This is a genomic window from Pontibacter kalidii, from assembly GCF_026278245.1.
Classification (GTDB): Bacteria; Bacteroidota; Bacteroidia; order Cytophagales; family Hymenobacteraceae; genus Pontibacter; species Pontibacter kalidii.
The window spans coordinates 4087055-4104683 of record NZ_CP111079.1 but is presented as its reverse complement, the minus strand read 5'-3'; the positions used below and the strand labels follow the sequence as shown (position 1 = coordinate 4104683).

Annotated in this window: 11 protein-coding genes; 9 read left to right on the top strand and 2 right to left on the bottom strand. The window is 55.0% G+C overall.

All coding sequences use genetic code 11. The features are described from left to right. The 5 genes from OH144_RS17195 (at position 1) to OH144_RS17175 (ending at position 8732) form a co-directional block, all read left to right on the top strand. Positions 1–969, top strand: a complete 969-nt coding sequence (locus tag OH144_RS17195; protein WP_266203508.1) for a PorP/SprF family type IX secretion system membrane protein — start codon at positions 1–3, stop codon at positions 967–969. A 17-nt stretch (positions 970–986) separates the two neighbouring features. Next, complete coding sequence (locus OH144_RS17190) at positions 987–2960, top strand: OmpA family protein (protein WP_266203507.1); 1974 nt, start codon at positions 987–989, stop codon at positions 2958–2960. Between the two features lie 1050 nt (positions 2961–4010). Continuing rightward, a complete protein-coding gene (locus OH144_RS17185; protein WP_266203506.1) occupies positions 4011–4400 on the top strand; it encodes a BlaI/MecI/CopY family transcriptional regulator in 390 nt (129 codons plus the stop codon). Beyond that, positions 4397–6391, top strand: coding sequence for a M56 family metallopeptidase (locus OH144_RS17180; protein WP_266203505.1), 1995 nt, complete (start codon positions 4397–4399; stop codon positions 6389–6391). Before OH144_RS17185 ends, OH144_RS17180 begins: the two co-directional genes overlap by 4 nt. A 214-nt stretch (positions 6392–6605) precedes the next feature. Further along, the gene (locus tag OH144_RS17175) at positions 6606–8732 is read left to right on the top strand and encodes a T9SS type A sorting domain-containing protein (protein WP_266203504.1); all 2127 of its coding nucleotides are present in this window, start codon (positions 6606–6608) and stop codon (positions 8730–8732) included. 70 nt (positions 8733–8802) lie between these two features. Here the strand turns inward: OH144_RS17175 and OH144_RS17170 are convergent, their stop codons facing one another. Further along, positions 8803–9261 carry an Hsp20/alpha crystallin family protein gene (locus OH144_RS17170; RefSeq protein ID WP_266203503.1) on the bottom strand — a complete coding sequence of 153 codons (459 nt, stop codon included), beginning with the start codon at positions 9259–9261 and terminating at the stop codon, positions 8803–8805. A 730-nt stretch (positions 9262–9991) separates the two neighbouring features. Here OH144_RS17170 and OH144_RS17165 point away from each other — a divergent pair. From OH144_RS17165 to OH144_RS17150, 4 genes are all read left to right on the top strand, one after another. Then, positions 9992–10879, top strand: a complete 888-nt coding sequence (locus OH144_RS17165; RefSeq protein WP_266203502.1) for a DUF3667 domain-containing protein — start codon at positions 9992–9994, stop codon at positions 10877–10879. 16 nt (positions 10880–10895) lie between these two features. Beyond that, entirely contained in the window at positions 10896–12284 is a 1389-nt protein-coding gene (dgt, locus tag OH144_RS17160) for a dGTP triphosphohydrolase (protein WP_266203501.1), read from the top strand. A 284-nt stretch (positions 12285–12568) separates the two neighbouring features. Further along, entirely contained in the window at positions 12569–13906 is a 1338-nt protein-coding gene (locus OH144_RS17155; protein WP_266203500.1) for a M16 family metallopeptidase, read from the top strand. A 127-nt stretch (positions 13907–14033) separates the two neighbouring features. Then, positions 14034–16121: a M16 family metallopeptidase gene (locus OH144_RS17150; RefSeq protein WP_266203499.1), complete on the top strand. Its 2088-nt coding sequence runs from the start codon at positions 14034–14036 to the stop codon at positions 16119–16121. A gap of 438 nt (positions 16122–16559) precedes the next feature. Here OH144_RS17150 and OH144_RS17145 read toward each other — a convergent pair whose 3' ends face one another. Continuing rightward, a complete protein-coding gene (locus tag OH144_RS17145) occupies positions 16560–17468 on the bottom strand; it encodes a DUF72 domain-containing protein (RefSeq protein ID WP_266203498.1) in 909 nt (302 codons plus the stop codon). Between the last annotated feature and the right edge of the window lie 161 nt (positions 17469–17629).

The window sequence follows — 17629 nt, the reverse complement described above, 5'->3', positions numbered from 1 at the left end:
ATGGAAACGAACGTGAAGGCAATACAGAAACTACTCGTGCTGCTAGGTATTGTGCTGGCCCCGGCTGCCTTTGCTCAGCAGGCGCCGCAGTATAGCCAGTACATCTTTAACGAGCTGGTGGTAAACCCCGCCTATGCCGGCAGCAAGGAGATTCTGAGCATTAACGGCACCTACCGTACCCAGTGGACGGGGCTCCCAGGCGCACCAATCTCACAAACCCTGAGCGTGGACGGGCCAACCGGCCACAAAAGCCTGGGTTGGGGCGTGCACCTGGTAAACGACGAGATCGGGGCGCAGAGCCAGACCTCAGCCTATGGTGCCCTTTCCACCCGCATCCGGCTGGACCGCTACTCCGACCTGGCGCTGGGCGTGGCCGTGGGAGCGTCCCAGTATGTGCTGGACGGCACACGTCTGGACCCGGGAAGTGAGATGCCGGATCAGGCTATACCGGAAGGGCGGGTGTCGCAGGTGTTGCCGGACGTGAAAATTGGAGCCTTCTTCAACACCGAGCGCTTCTACGTAGGGCTATCGGCCGCCAACCTGGTCCCGTTTAAAGATGATAAGACCGAGATCGCCACACCGCGCCGCCACTACTTCCTTTCCAGCGGCTATGTGTTCGACCTGAGCCGGGATATCCGCCTGAAACCAAGTATACTTATCAAGGAGGATTTCAGAAGCCCGACCGCCCTGGACGTGAACGCTTTCGTGCTGCTCTACAACCGCTTATGGCTCGGGGCGTCCTACCGTACGGCGGTGCCGATGTTTGCGAATCAGCAGATGAAGCAGCTGGACAAGCGAAACGCCGTGGCGCTGATTGCACAAATTTATGCCACAAAGAAGCTGCGGATTGGATATTCTTACGATATTAGCCTAAACGAACTTAGAAATTACTCTAGCCACGAAGTATCGGTGGGCTACTATTTCCTGAAAAAGAAGTATGGCCGCATCCTGACGCCTCGAAACCTATAGCTTAATGCCACCCTTATATGAAGCGAATTTTTACCCTTGCCCTGGTGCTGGTTTTACTGGCCACCTGCAAGAGCCTGCCTGTGCTGGCACAGGAAATGAAGCAAGCTGACAAGTACTTTAACAACTTTGAGTTTAGCCTGGCCCTGGAGTCCTACAAGAAGGTGCTGGAGAAGGAGGAGCCGAGCCTGAAGGTGGTGCAGCGCATCGCCGATAGCTACCGGATCCTGAACAACAGCAAGGATGCCGAGTTCTGGTATGCGCAGGCTGTCGCCTTCCCCAACGCAGACCCGGCCAACATTTACCTGTATGCGGAGGCAGCTAAGCGAAATGCCAACTACAGCAAAGCCAAGCAGCTGTTTCAGGAGTATGCCGAAAAAGTGCCGGAGCAGCGCGAGACAGCTCTACGCATGGTGGCCTCCTGCGACACGGCCATGAAGTGGATGAAGTACCCGGAGCCCTACGATATGGCACGGCTGGAGGCGATAAACTCCGAAAGCGCTGATTTCGGGCCGGTGCGTACCGAGGCGGGCCTGCTTTTCTCATCAGACAGGCTGGAGGCAAAGGGTAAGCGCAACAACTGGACCGGCAACGGCTTTATCCAGATGTACCTGGCCCCAAAAGAAACAGACAGCACCTGGGCGAAGCCGGAGCTACTCCCCTCGTCCATCAATACTGATTACCACAACGGCCCGGCCGATTACCTGGAGAAAGACAAGACGCTATACTTTACCCGCACGCACGTGGTCAAGAAAAGAGCCGTACCGGGCAATAATTCCGACCCTACCAGCTGGTTTAAGGGCAGCGACAAAGGCACGCACACCAACCGCCACGGCATCTACATGTCCAGGTTCAATGGCAAGAAGTGGGAGAAGCCGCAGGCCTTTAAGTATAACAACACCGATGAGTTCTCGATAGGGCACCCGGCCATTACACCGGATGGTCAGGTTTTATACTTTGTATCGGATATGCCGGGAGGCCACGGCGAGACGGACATATACTACAGCGAGCGCCAGGCAGACGGTTCGTGGGGGCAGCCGACCAATGCTGGTCCCGTAATAAACACCAGCGGCCGCGAAAGCTTCGCAAGCCTGGGAGAGGATGGTAGTTTATACTTCTCTTCCGACGGACACATGGGCATGGGCGGCCTGGACCTGTTCAAGGCTGTTGGCACGCACAAAGCCTGGACAAAGGTGGAAAACCTGAAATACCCGCTCAACACCTCGCAGGACGACTTCGGGATACAAGTAGACAGCACCGGCAAAAAAGGCATGCTTTCATCGAGCCGCTTCTCCGAAAATGGCTTTGACGACATCCTGACCTTCAAAAAGTATGAAGTACCGTGCATCCTGATAGGCACCACCATAGAAAAGCTTGCGCAGGAAGGCACCGTGAAAACACGTATCTCGCCGGTTTCGGAGGCAAAGCTGCAGCTGTATGTAAGTGGAAGCGAAGAGTTTGTGGAGGCGGTTTCTGATGCGAAAGGCAGGTTCTCGTTTCCGGTTGTGGCCGGCACCAAATACGTGATCAGGGGCAGCAAGCCAGGTTACCTGGAGCAGGCGGTAACATTTACCCCGGAATGCCTCTATAAAACCGACACAGTGCAGGTGGAGCTGATATTTATCCGCAGCGCGCTGAACACACCGATCGTGATTGAGAATATTTACTATGACCTGGATAAGTTCGACATTAAGCCCCAGGCCGCAAAGGAGCTGGATAAACTGGCGCAGACACTGGAGGTAAACCCGCTCATCCGCATCGAACTGAGCTCCCACACCGACAGCCGCCAAACACACGAGTACAACCAGGTACTGTCGCAGCTGCGCGCGCAGGCGGCCGTGGATTACCTGGTGTCCAGAGGCATTAGCCGCGACAGGCTGGTGGCAAAAGGCTACGGCGAGACAAAGCTCATCAACAAATGTAAGGACGGCGTAAGCTGTCCGGAGCAGCTGCACCAGGAGAACCGCCGCACCGAGTTTAAGATACTGCGGTAGCAGCAGCAAGAAAGAGTAGCAAGTATAAAAGGGGAGTCCCGCGGCAGCTTGTCGCGGGACTCCCCTTTTATACTTCTAGTAGCTGATTTATACTTGCCCAAAAGGGCCGCCTCTCGCCTAAGAATAGGGGAAGAAAATTTTGCAGCCCTGGGTCCAACCACCCCTACCCCTCCTTAACCAAGGAGGGGAGCCTGTAACTGCTTTAGCCGAGGCATAAATTTCATAGCCTCTGTCTCTACAAGTATAACTCACCCCTAGCCCCTCCCGAGAGGGGAATTGTTCAGTATGCGATTATCATCCCCCTGCCCCCTTCAAAGGGGGACATATACTTGTTCCATAGCAATGGCAGCAGCTATCGAACTGATACCCAGTCCTTGGGTTGAGCGCCTTGTGAGATTCCGGTGCCGCCTTGGCGGCATTGCGACTGAAGGGTAGCAAAGGAAAGGAACACAGCGCGATGCCAAAGGACGAGGCCTCCCGGCCTAGAGGGCACCAAAGTATGAAATGAAACAAGTAAGTTGTAAAGCCGTGGATCAGCGGCAGCTAGCAAGAATAGCCTGGTTCAAGTTGAAGGGAACAACGGCTATGGAAGTATAACTCAAGTATGAAGTATAGCTCTAAGAGTCAGTTGGGTTGCAAACCCGCGGCAGCGATAGAATGAAGTATAGCAGCAAGTAAAGACACAAGCGGACGCTTGCGTCAACAGGAGCAATGAAGTATAAACTGACAAGTATAAAAGTATAGCCCGAGTATAAGGATGGCTTTTCAAGCCAGTCGAGCCACAGACCCGACAGCATAGCAGGACACAAGTCGGAAGATTTGCGCCAGATGAGGCTGGCAAGATAAAAGGGATAACTTCCCTCCGCTTGCAGCAGAACGTATAAGCGAGATGTACCAGCCCAACCTTAACCCCTCCCATACTAGCAGAGCCTCTTTCATAACTTTTATCTATCTAACTACGAAAAAAATCGTAATCAAATTTCCTATTACGAAACAATTCGTATATACTTGCAGTACAAGATCCTAAGACTACTTAACTGCTTATTCGCTATGACTTTACATCAAGTCCCAAAACCCACAGAGTCGGAACTGGAGATACTGCAGGTGCTGTGGCAGCACGGCCCGAGCACGGTGCGCTTTGTGCACGAGGAGCTCCGTAAAACCAAGGATGCCGGCTATACCACTACCCTTAAAATCATGCAGCTGATGACGGAGAAAAAAATGCTGGAGGCCGATAAGTCGAGCCGCTCGCACATTTTCCGGCCGCTGCTGCAGGAGGAGGACACGCAGCAGCAGCTGCTCGACCGATTTCTGGATACGGCCTTCCGGGGTTCGGCCAGCAAACTGGTGATGCAGGCGCTGGGCAACAGCCGCGCATCCAAGGAAGAACTCGACGAAATCAGAGATCTGTTAGATAAACTGGAAGGAGGAACCAAATGAACCTGATACAAAGCCTGATGCCGGAGGGACTGGTGAGCGCCCTCGGCTGGACACTGCTACATGCGTTGTGGCAGGGTGCCCTGGTGGCGCTGCTCCTGAGCCTGCTGCTGGTGCTGCTGCACCGCCACTCGGCCAGAACCCGTTATGCAGTGGCTAGTTCGGCCATGCTGCTGCAACTGCTGCTCTCGGCGGGCACGTTTGCCTTCTACTTTAGCAAAGCAGGTTTTGCAGCAGCACCGATGCAACGTATGGCTGAGGCGGCGGATGCGCCTGCAATACGTATAAATGCCTCGTTCTGGACCGATCCGCTGGGGGTAGCGCAGGTGTACTTTGAGCAGCACCTGCCGCTGTTGGTAACGCTGTGGCTGCTGGGCCTGGTGCTGATGTCGGTACGGTTTATAGGCGGGCTAGCCTACACGCAGCGCCTGCGCCATTACAAAACCACTGCTTTGGGAGAGCAGTGGCAGCAAAAGCTTAATGGCCTACAAAAGCGGCTTGGAATGCAGCAGGCGGTACGGCTGGCAGAGTCGGCGCTGGTGCAGGTGCCCATGGCCATAGGCGTTGCCAAGCCGGTGATCCTGCTTCCGATGGGAGCTGTTACGGGCCTTACGCAGGCGCAGGTGGAGGCCATACTTGCCCATGAGCTGGCGCACATCCTCCGCAAGGACTACCTGCTTAACCTGGTGCAGTCGGTGGTGGACATGCTATACTTTTACCACCCGGCCATGTGGTGGGTTTCCGGGGTGGTGCGTGCCGAGCGTGAGCACTGCTGCGACGATGTGGCTGTGGCCCTCTGCGGCGACTCCCTGACGTATGCCCGCGCCCTTACCGAGCTGGAGGCGATGCGTATGCCCGCCGCACCAGGTATGGCGGTGGCCTTCTCGGGGCAGCGTGGCTCTTTAATGAACCGCATCCGGCGCCTGGTGGGGCAGCCGTTAAAGCCGACTTTCACGGAGGGCTTTGCCGCGGGGCTAGTGCTGGTGGTGGGGATGCTGGCGCTATCGGTTGGGGCGATGGCGGAGCGGCAGCCGCCGAAGGCAGAGAAGCTGCCCCAGCCTGAGAAAGAAGTAGCTGAGGCGGCGGCGAGCGTGGCCGAGGAGGCAGGAGAAGCCATGAGTTTTACCGCACAGGATGCGCAGGGCAACAACCGTAACGTGGTCATTATCACGAATAAAAAAGGCAAGGTAAAAGAACTGTACGTGGATGGGAAGCGCATCCCGAAAAAGGAAATCGATAACTATAAAAGCCTGATAGACCAGCGCCTGCAGGCCACGAATAATGCGCCTGAGGCCACCCGTGAGGAGGTAGAGCTGCTGATGGAGCAGGAGCGCGAGGCTATTGCCCGTACCCAACGCGGCACCCGCCAGGAAAGAATCATCATAAACCGCTACAAGGGGCAAGGTGTTCCGCCGCCGCTGCCGCCAGTGCCGGGCGAGCCGCCACTTCCGCCTTTAGCGCCACAACCGCCTGTTCCCGGGGTGGGCCCTCCACCGCCTCCCCCTGCCCCATCGGCGCCCCCTGTAGGGGCGAGCAAGAAAGAGCAGAAGGCGTATGAGCGCGAGCTGAAAAAGTATGAGGAGGAAATAAAGCGCTACGAGCTAGAAATGGGTCAGGCGATGAGGCGGTATGAACGAGAGGTCGTGGATAGGCGTATAGGGCAAGACAGCCTGAGACACAAAGAAACCATGATCAGAAACCATGAGAGAGCCGCTGAAATGCGCGCCCGGCAGGAGGCGCGCCAGCATGAGATGCAAGCCCGCCGTGCCGAGATGGAGGTGCGCAGGGCAGAAATGGAGAAGCGCCGCCAGCAGCAGGCCGAAAACATGCGCCAGATGAAGGAGGAGATGGTGAAGGATGGCCTGATCGAGAGCGATAGCAGCAACCTGAACATCCAGGTAACGAATGGCGAGATGTTCATCAACGGCAAAAAGCAGCCGCAGAAAGTGTACGACAAGTACCAAAAGTGGATGAGGCCGGAGCGAAAACAGTAGCCTGGGCCTGGGCCGGGGAGATGCAAATTTGATAATAAAGCCTACCTTTAATGTACAGAAAGGTAGGCTTTATACTTTTTAACTGCCTGGCATACTCTATTTTATAGTTTGCTTATACATCCCTAACCGGGGTAAATTGCGTAAGTAGGCGTACCTGCCCCTGGGCCGGCCCTGAAACGTTTGTTTAAAAATGTTATCATCCATACCTTGCTTTATGGCTAAAATGTTTCCCCTAACCCAGACGTGCCTGCGCGCTGCGCATGTATGGCTGCTGCTCCTGCTCTGTTTTGCCGCCTCTGCCTCTGATACCCAGCACATGATACCGCTCTCGCTGCAGGAGCGGGTGCAGCACGCCGAAATGGTGGTAGAGGGCGAGGTGGTGCGGCAGCAGTCTTTCTGGGATGCCCGGCAGGAAAATATCTATACTTCCAACATCATTAAAGTATACAAAGCCTTTAAGGGCGAGGTGCAGGCGGAGCTGATCGAGGTGATTACCGAAGGCGGCACGGTTGGCCTGAAAAAGCACGTTTTCTCCACGGCGCTCAAGCTAAGGCCGGGGCAGCAGGGCCTGTTCTTCCTGAAGCGCCAGCAGATGCTGCAGCGCACGCCCGGCAACCTGCCCCTGAGCACCCGTGCCTATGCCAGTGAGCAGGGCTTTGTACGATACGATGTGGAAAACCGCACTGCACGTGGCGTTTTCGAGAACTACAGCAGTGTGCAGGAGCTCTACAAGGCCGTGAGCGAGAAGACCGGCCAGCAGTTCCGGACCATCTCCGAAAACCAGAAACTGAAGGCATCCTCCGTGCAGAACGGGCAGAAAGAGGAACAGGCCACCACAGCCCCGCTCATCACCGGCTTCTCTCCGACAGTAGCCAGCGCAGGCACCGGCACCATCCTTACCATCACCGGCTCAGGCTTTGGCAGCAGCCGCGGCAATGGCGCTGTGGAGTTCCCGAATGCCGACGATGGCGGGCAAACGTACGTAAGGCCCCTCCCGTCGGAGTACATCTCCTGGAGCAACACGCGCATTACCATGTATATCCCCTCGGTAATGCAGGACGAGGGCACAGCGGGCTCTGGCCGCATCCGCGTAACCACCAACGACGGCAGCTCTTTTACCTCTATTGGCCGTATCGAGCTGGAATTTGCCTACTCTAACATTGATTTTAACGATAGATCCTTCCAACCTATACTTACTAACCAGAACGGAGCCGGTGGCTACACCATTCTCTACTCTGAGAGCATGGACAGCCGGCTGGCTGCCAAGGAGGGCTTCCGCAGGGCAGTGAACACCTGGGTGTGCGTGTCGGAGATTAACTGGAGGCTGGGGGGCCTTACCACCATTAACGCCGCCTCCGACGACGGCTCCTCGGTGGTTCGGTTTGCCCCGCAGACAACGGTGGGCGAGTCGGTGCTGGCGCGAACCATCAGCCGCTACGAAGGCTGCGCCAACCGCGACACCAAAGACACGCTGTTCTGGGTATCGGAGTTCGATATGGAGATCAACAGCGAGATTGACTGGCAGTATGGCCCTGGCGGCCCCGGCGGGAAGCAATTCGACTTCGAAACAGTAATGCTGCATGAGCTGGGCCACGCGCACCAGTTGGGGCACGTCAATATTCCACGCGCTGTTATGTTCTACGCCATAGAGTTTGCCCGCCTGGAGCGCGACCTGAGCCCGCTGGATATCCGGGGGGCGCAGCTGGTGATGGACAAAAGCGCCGGGGAGAACAGCTGTAACGTTGCGCCCATGGTGCCTAACCCGAACGGCGAGTGCAATCTGGCGCCTGAGATACTCACCTTGGAGGCAGCGTTTACCTCGACTAACGCGGTGGAGTTAAACTGGACAAGCCGCGGCGAGCAACAGGTGGTAAGCTACACCGTGCAGCGCAGCCCCGACGGCGTAACATGGGAGGATGTGGGTAGCGTGGTCGCCGAAGGCCCAAGCGACACAGACCTGTACTACACGTTCACCGATCCGGATCCGCTGCGCGAACAGTCCTACTACCGCCTGGAGGTAGTATACGGCAACAGTGAGAGCAGCTTCTCGCCACGCGTGATAGTGGTTAACCCGGCCGACCTCCGCGTACTAAGGTTCTTCCCGAACCCTGTGGCAGGGGAGAATACGCGGGTAACCCTGCGCTACCTGGTTAGCCGCAGCACTACCGTGCAGGCACAGCTCTATGACGCCAAAGGGCAGGCGGTAAGAGAGTATACCATCAGCTTCAGCAGCGGCACCAGCGCCTACACCATAGACTTAGAGGGACTTGCTGCCGGCATTTATTTCCTGAAATGGCAGGAAGGCAACAGAAACGGCACGGAGCGGTTACTGAAACTGTAGCAACAAGTATAAAAACAGCAGTGCCGGGGCTATAAACCCCGGCACTGCTGTTTTTATACTTCCTGTTCTTTTAATCGATCTTGATCTTGCGGGTTGGTTTCTCTTTGTCCTTGCCCTTGGGAACGGTTACGTGCAGCACGCCGTCTTTGTAGCTGGCCTTAATATCATCTTCCCTCACGGAATCCGGCAGGCGGAAGGAGCGGCTGAAAGAGCTGTAATTATACTCCCGGCGGGTGTAGTTCTCCTGCTCGTCATTTTTCTCTTCCTCCCGCTCGGAGCTGATGGTCAGCATGCCTTCGTTCACATCAATGGTGAAGTCCTCTTTCCGCATGCCCGGGGCGGCCACCTCAATGCTGTAGTCCTTGTCGTTCTCGCGGATGTTGGTGGCAGGCACGTTGGCCATCATCTGCTGGCCCATACGCGAGGGCATTCCCCACATGTCGTTCTCAAAGAAGCGGTCTACATCGCTAAAGAAATCGGAGAACACGGAGCGGGCCGGAGCCATGCTTCCCCTGTTTCTCCTTGTCATTAAGTTTGCCATGATTTGGTCCTCCTACTGTCTTTAAGTTTAGCAACTAAATTTAAAACCTAAAACTTTGGCTCTTACCATTTTCTACGAGCGGGTATCGTATACGTTGTGTTGTGGTAGGCCTGTTGGCAGCCAGGATAGGGCACTTCGCTTAAAATACACGCTCGCTCGCCAGGAGATTAACGTATAAGGATGCACTCTGTGGGGGCTGTGCCAGGGCGGAAAACAAAGCAAAAAGGCAGGCAACATGTAGTTGGGGAAACTAGCTGTTGCCTGCCTTTTCAGGTAATGGCACCTGTTATACTTAAGCCTAGCACATGGAAGAAACTACAGGCTCAGTATACCTGCCATAACTGTAGAGGTTTTAGAGCATTAAGGGTTTTCTTAGCTTGGAAGGACTGTGAACGATGAAACAAAAGTGCGCACCTGCTGCCTATAACACAAGGTATTTGGAGACCCTTTTGTAACATCAGGAAACAAGCGTTTTGCTTTTAATTGCAAGCAGAAAAGTGTTATTACAGGAAGTAAAGGCCTTTTTTAGTTGTTGAAAAAGCAGCCATTTGTCACATCAGGCCTCCAAAAAAAATATGTTATACCATTAAAAAACGCTGGCCGCAAGCGTAAAAAACAAGGTGCGGGCGCTGTTACAGGGGTAGTGGGTGGTAATATTATAGGGATAAAAGTATATTTGAGCTAGCCCGGAAGAACCCGGTCTGCCCAGCCGCCAATTATGGAAAAGAAACGACGCAAGTTTACGCAGTGCCCCAACTGCGGCTACATATTTGAGGAGGTAAACAACTACTGCCCCAACTGCGGCCAGGAGAACCACGACCTGAATGTGCCGGTGAAGCACCTGGTGGAGGAGTTTCTGGAGGGCACGCTGCACTACGACGCCAAGTTCTGGCTTACCTTGAAGTACCTGCTGTTTAAACCGGGGCTGCTTACCGAGAAATTTATACTTGGGCAGCGCGCCTCCTACGTGCCACCGTTCCGGCTGTACGTGTTCATCAGCCTTGTTTTCTTTTTCCTGCTGGCCATTAGCCCCAACACCATGCAGGTGGACCTAAACAACCCGGACAGGCTGGCGCAGCTGGACCCGGAGGACAAAGAGGCGCTGGCAGAGCTGGACTCTGTACGTGCCACTTTAGGAGGGCCTGTGGCCGAGCAGCAGGAGCTCGATAAAAGTATGGGGGCCCTGGTGGAGAAGGCACGGGGCGGAGACGTGGATACCAAGCAGGTGCGTGATAAGATGATCAAGAACACCTCTTTCCTGATGTTCCTGCTGATGCCGCTATTCGGGTACCTGCTCTACCTGTTTTACAGAAAGCAGCGCCGCAACTACGTGGAGCACCTTATGTTCTCCATCCATGGGCATTCCTTCTTTTTCATCCTGTTCACGGTTTACCTGGTGCTGAAGTTCTTTTTGCCCCAAAGTGCGGAGATTTTCTTTTTGGTGCCGCTGATTACGGCAGTTTATGTTTACTTTGCCATGCGGCGTGTGTACAAGCAGTCATACCTGCAAACGCTGCTTAAGTTTATACCTGTTTCATTCCTTTACGTGTTCTGCCTGGCCGTTGCTCTTCTCGGAAACGTGGTGGTGAGCCTGCTGCTGAGCTAATTTATACTTCCCCGTTATGCCGCAATCCATACTTACCTGGGACAAGCTGATTTCTAAGAAACGTTTTGAGACCACCGATAGAAAGTATACCTCCGATGAGTCGGTGCGGGGCGAGTTTCAGCGCGACTACGACCGCATCGTGTTTTCCTCGGCCTTCCGGCGGCTGCAGAACAAGACGCAGGTAATGCCCATGCCCGAGAGCGATTTCGTGCACACCCGCCTCACGCACAGCCTGGAGGCATCGGTGGTCGGACGCTCGCTGGGCCGCATCGTGGGCAAAAGCATACTGGAGCGGTACCCGCAGCTGGCGCAGGAGAAGAACATACAGGAGGCCGATTTCGGGGATGTGGTGGCCGCCGCCTGCCTGGCCCACGACATCGGCAACCCGCCTTTTGGGCACTCGGGCGAAGACGCCATCTCGGCATACTTCAAGAGCGATGAGGCCCAGCCATACCTGCAAAACCTGTCCGAGGCTGAGAAAGCAGACTTACACAGCTACGAGGGTAACGCCGCCGGTTTCCGGGTGCTGACCTATACCTATCCGGCGCACTGCAAGCTGCCTGATGGCGTCAGCCACAGCGGCCTTAGCCTGACCTATACCACCCTGGCCACCTTCACAAAGTACCCGAAGGAGTCGCTGCCGAAAATAGCCGGCACTAAGCATACCAGTGAGAAAAAGTATGGCTTCTTTCAGACGGAGAAGGAGTGGTTTAACACCATTGCACAGGAGCTGGGGCTACTGAAGAAGGGCGAGGATGAAGAGGTGTTTTACCACCGCCACCCGCTGGCCTTCCTGGTTGAGGCCGCCGACGATATTTGCTACCGCATCATCGATTTTGAGGACGGCCTGAAACTGGGCCTGGTGCCACAGGAACAGGGTATGGACTTGCTCCGCCAGATCCTCAACGATGACCCCAACCGCAAGTCCAGCCTTACTTTTTATGACTGGAAAGAGGAGATCGGCTACCTGCGGGCGCGTATCATCAACAAGCTGATAGAAGAGACAACGGCCATCTTCCTGCAGCACGAGGAGGAGATGCTGGCCGGCGTCTATGATAAGCCGCTGATCAACGAGGTAAGCAGCAAGCCTGTGCTGGATGAGATAAAGGAGCTATCCATAAAGCTGATCTACCAGAACCGGCCGGTGCTGGAGATTGAGGCTGCCGGCTTTGAGGTGCTGGGAGGCTTGTTGGACGCCGGCATAAAGGCCGTTTTCAGGCCGGAGTCGAAGCACCACCGCAAGTTGGGCGCACTTATCCCCCCGCACTACCTGCAGCTCCCCGAAAACGTCACTGACTACGAGCGCATCCTCCACATCTGCGACTTCGTGACCAGCCTCACCGACCAGGCCGCGCTGGGGCTCTACCGCAAGATAAAGGGAATCGAGTTGCCGAGGATGTATTAGGGAAGTACAGACCTAGCACTACTCGTCCCCTCCTGCTTTATCCACATTTCGTTTGTCTATGAAATGCAAAGGTTCATCTGTGCCCCTGCCCAATCAGCCCTCTCCTAAGTCTCCCATTTCGTCTATGAAAAAACAGGGTTCATCTTTGTCCCTCTCTGATCTGTATAATGAGAGCGCCTGGCGTAGCACAGACTCTTTATTAGCATTACTTTTATACTTTATAGAATAGCGCTACAGGCGTAACCTTCGGGTTAAAATCACCATCCCTAAACAAACAAAAACACATGAAAAGCAAGTTTATTTTCTGCCTGTTGTGGTGCGTTACCAGCCTGTCGGCTATGGCGCAGAGCAATGGCAACAAGATTGAGTTCACGGAGTATACGCTCCCGAACGGCCTGCACGTGATCCTGCACCAGGATAACTCCACGCCTAACGTGGCGGTGTCGGTGCTGTACCACGTGGGCTCTAAAAACGAGGTGGAGGGCCGCTCTGGCTTTGCCCACTTCTTCGAGCACCTGATGTTTGAGGGCACCGAGAACATCGGCCGCGGCGAGTATAGCTCACTGGTGCAGAAAGCTGGCGGCGCCCTGAACGCGAATACCTCTTTCGACCGCACGTATTACTACGAATTGCTGCCGTCTAACCAGGTAGAACTGGGGCTGTGGCTGGAGGCCGAGCGCATGAAGCACGCCAAGGTAGACGAAGTAGGTGTGGAAACCCAGCGCAAGGTGGTGCAGGAGGAGAAGCGCGAGCGCATCGACAACCAGCCTTACGGCTCGATGGGCGAGAACGTGTTTTCCCTGGCTTATACCAAGCACCCTTACAAAACCATGCCGATCGGCTCTTTCGAGGACCTGAACGCCGCCAGCATTGAGGAGTTCCGCGACTTCTACAAGACCTTCTATGTACCGAACAACGCTACACTTTCCGTAGCCGGCGACATCAATGTAGAAGAAACGAAAAAGATGATTGAGAAGTACTTTGCGGGTATCCCGAAAGGTACCAAAGAGATCCCGCGCCCGAACATTACAGAGCCAAAGCAGACGGAGGAGCGCCGCAAAACGGTGTATGACAACATCCAGCTGCCCGCTGTGATTCAGGCATACCATGTGCCGGAGCAGGGAACGGATGATTTCTATGCCCTGTCGATGCTGACCACGCTGCTGAGCGGTGGCGAGAGTGCGCGCCTGCCAAAGGCGCTGGTAGATAAGCAGCAGAAAGCCGTAGCTGCCGCTTCTATCCCCTTCCCTACCGAAGATCCGGGCCTGTTCCTGACCTTTGCCATTGCCAACATGGGCGTAGAGGTAAACGATTTGGAGCAAGCCATGGATGCCGAGATTGAGCGCGTGAAAACCGAGCCGCTTTCTGACCGCGAGTTCCAGAAGCTGCGAAACCAGGTAGAGAGCAACTTTGTGCAGCAGAACCGCACGGTGGCCGGTCGTGCCGAGAGCCTGGCCAACTACCATGTATACTTTGGCGATGCCAACCTGATCAACACGGAGCTGCAGCGCTACCTGAACGTGAAGAAGGAGGACATCCAGCGCGTAGCGAAAGAGTACCTCACCAAGAACAACCGCGTGGTACTGCACTACCTGCCAAAGTCAGCGGAGGCAAAACAGTAGTTTTTAGACAAAGGAATTAGCTAGACAAAGGACTTTATGACAAAGGACAAAAGAGGGATTATACTTTCAAATAGTCTTTTGTCCATCGTCAAACCATCTTTTGTCAAAGTATAATCAACGAAAAATCATGATAAAGAAACTATATAGTACCGCATTGCTATCGCTGGCGCTGCTGTGCGTCATGCCGGCGCAGGCGCAGCAAACCACGCCTCCTGCTCCGGGCCCTGCTCCTAAGATTGAGCTGGGCGAGTATGAGCACTTCACGTTGAAGAACGGCCTGAAAGTATACGTGGTCGAAAACCACAAACTGCCGGTGGTATCCATGTCGCTGGTGCTGGACCGCGACCCGATTCTGGAAGGCGAGAAAGCCGGTTATGTACAGGCCGCCGGCCAGATGATGCGCACCGGTACCGTTAGCCGCACCAAGGACCAGTTCGATGAGCAGGTAGACTTTATCGGCGCCGACCTGAGCTTCTCTTCTACCGGCTTCAACGCCTCTTCCATGAAGAAGCACCTGCCTGCCCTGCTTGATCTGACTACCGACGCCCTGCTGAACCCGAAGTTTACGCAGGAGGAGCTGGACAAGATCAAAAAGCAGATGAAAGCGAACCTGGCGCAGGCTAAGGACAACCCGGATGCCATTGCCAGCCGCACCCGCAACCTGGTGCTGTACGGCAAAGATCACCCTTACGGGGAGCTGATGACCGAGCAGACGGTGGATAACTTCACGCTGGAGGACATTCAGAAGTACTATAACACTTACTACAAACCGAACATCGGTTACCTGGCCGTGGTGGGTGACGTGACGCCGAAGGAGATGAAAAAGCTCCTGAAAAAATCTTTTGTCAAGTGGAAGAAAGGTGATGTGCAGGAGATAAAGTATGACCTGCCGCAGCAGCCGGAGCAAACGCAGGTGGTTATTGTGGATCGCCCAAGCTCGGTGCAAAGCTCGCTTATACTTACCAACCCGGTGGATATGAAGCCGGGTGCGGAGGATGCGGTGGCAGCCTCCCTGATGAACAACATCCTGGGCGGTGGCATGGATGCCCGCCTGTTCCAGAACCTGCGCGAAACGCACGGCTATACCTACGGCGCTTACTCTTCTATCAACTCCGATGAAATATTGGGCCGCTTTAATGCCAGCGCCAACGTGCGCAACGCCGTGACCGATAGTGCCGTGGTAGAGTTCATGAACGAACTAAGCAAGATCCGCAACGAGCGCGTGAGCGAGGAGGAGCTGCAGGACGCCAAGGCTTACATGATGGGTAGCTTTGGCCGTGGCCTGGAGAACCCGGCAACGGTGGCGGTTTACGCCATCAACACCGCCCGCTATGGTTTGCCACAGGATTACTACCCGAACTATCTGAAGAAGGTGGAGGCTGTAACAGCGGAGGACGTGCAGCGCGTGGCGCAGAAGTACATTAACCCCGACAAGATGTACGTGCTGGCCGTAGGCAACGCTTCTGAGATTGCCGATAAGCTGCAGAAGTTCGACAAGGACGACAGCCAGATCACCTACTACAACACGGTGGGTGAGAAAGTAGACCGCGCGGCCATGGGCGTGCCGGCTGGCTTAACGGCAGAGCAGGTGATCAACGACTATATCAAGGCGATCGGCGGCAAAGCCAACATCGAGAAGCTGAAGGATATCAGCATCACAAGCAACGCCACCATCCAAGGCATGACGCTGGTGTTTAAGCAGCAGCAGAAAGGCAACGACAAGTTCCTGGTGCAGGTGCTGATGAACAACAGCCCGATGCAGCGCGTGATCATCAACGGCGACAAAGGCAAAATGGAGGCCCCGATGCAGGGCGTGAACAAGGAGATGACGGCAGAGGAGCTGAAAACGCAGAAGCTGGAGGCAAACCTGTTCCCGGTGCTGCAGTACGAGAAGCTAGGCATTGAAACCAAGCTGACAGGGGTAGAGGATGTTGACGGTACCCAGGCCTACGCCGTAGAGGTGAAACAGCCGAATGGCCAGAAAGCCACCCATTACTTCGCTAAAAACACAGGCCTGCGCCTGAAAGAGGTAAACAGCCTGGAGACGCCTCAGGGCGTTATCACCCAGACCAAAACCTTTGGGAATTATAAAGAGGTGAAGGGCGTGAAGTTCCCATACGTGGTAGAGACAGTGGTTGGCCCGCAGGCAATAAAAGCTGAGGTGCAGACCATTGAGGTAAACAAAAACCTGAGCGACGATACGTTCAAGCTCTAAGGTTTATACTTGCTGATTAAGTATAAAGCGGCTGTTCTTAAAGGAGCAGCCGCTTTTTTGTTGGTGCTTTCCTGATAAAAGCTTCCCTGGCGCAAGCGTCCGCTTGGGCCTCTCTTAGCCGCAGCTTCCTGTAGCTTGAAACTAGCTATCCTTTCTAGCTGCCGTTCACCCTCTAGACTCACTTACCTATCGTTGCATCTTAAGCTTTGGCTCCCTCCAGGCCGGGAGGCCTCGTCTTTGGGCATCGCGCTGTGTTCCCTTCCTGCCTTCGCTGCGCTGCGGCTGCCCTTTCAGGGCACCGGAATCTCACAAGGCGCTCAACCCAAAGACTGGGATCTGGTTCGATAGCCAGAGCAGACAGAGCTTGAACAGAGCTCCTCCCCTTTGATAAGGTGGGATGATTGAGCCTGGCAAAGTATAAACTCAGAACGAGGTAGCTCAGAACAACTCCCCCTGTACCGGCTGCACGTACTTCTTCGGCAGCTTTAAATCAAAGCCGCATACTTTGTTTAGCCTCTCGATAAGGTAGGTAGCCAGCTCCGGGGCCAATGTATTGTCGGGTTCGTGCACGAAGAAGTATAGCTGACGCAGGCCGTTAGCAAACCACTCCTGCAGGCGCTCCACCCAGGCATCGATGCGGGTATAGTCGGTAGGGTGCAGGCCATTGCCTACGAAGCGAATCATGGCGGAGGGTGTGGTGAGGCGCATGTGCAGCACGTCGCGTCGGCCAGCCACATCGGTTATCACGGCGCCCACTTTATACTTCTCCATCACCTCAAAAAGCTCCAGGCTGGCCACATTATCCACAAACCAACCCTCGTGGCGCAGCTCTACGGTAATAGGTATGCTTTCGGGGATGAAAGCAAGGAAGGCCTCCAGGTCGGGCAACTGGGCAGGGGCAAAGTATGGCGGCAACTGCAGAAAGGCCTCCCCTAGCTTGTCCTCCAGCCCGGCAATGGCCGCGCAAAAGGCAGCGGTTACATCCTGGGTGCTACGCAGCGCAGCCTCGTGGCTGATGAGCTGCGGGAACTTAGGGCAGAACTTAAAGCCGCGCGGCACCATGTTGCGCCAGCGGTCGATGGTGTCGGGGCTGGGGATGTGGTAGTGGGTACTGTTAAGCTCAATGGTGTTAAACTGCTTTCCATACCACAGCAGCGATTCCTTCTCGGGCATCCCGGCAGGGTAATACTTCCCCACCCAGGCCTTGTTTACCCACACGGGCAAGCCTACGTATACCTGCGGCTTCAGGTAAGAGCCCGACTGCTGCAGCAGCGGCAGCGTGTCGGGGTGGTTGGAGGGCAGCGTAAAGTCTACGCGGCTGATGTCGGGCAGCTTTCCAAAGTCCATACTTTATGCTTTTAATTGCTATACGTGCATCTGGCTGGCAATGGCAAACGTAGCATAACCTGCGGCTTTGTTTTTGCCAAAACGCAGTAAAAACAAGGCGAAATTTAGGTAAGACCGACTTGACAGGGAGAAAATTTTTAATTATTTTTTATAGCCTATTT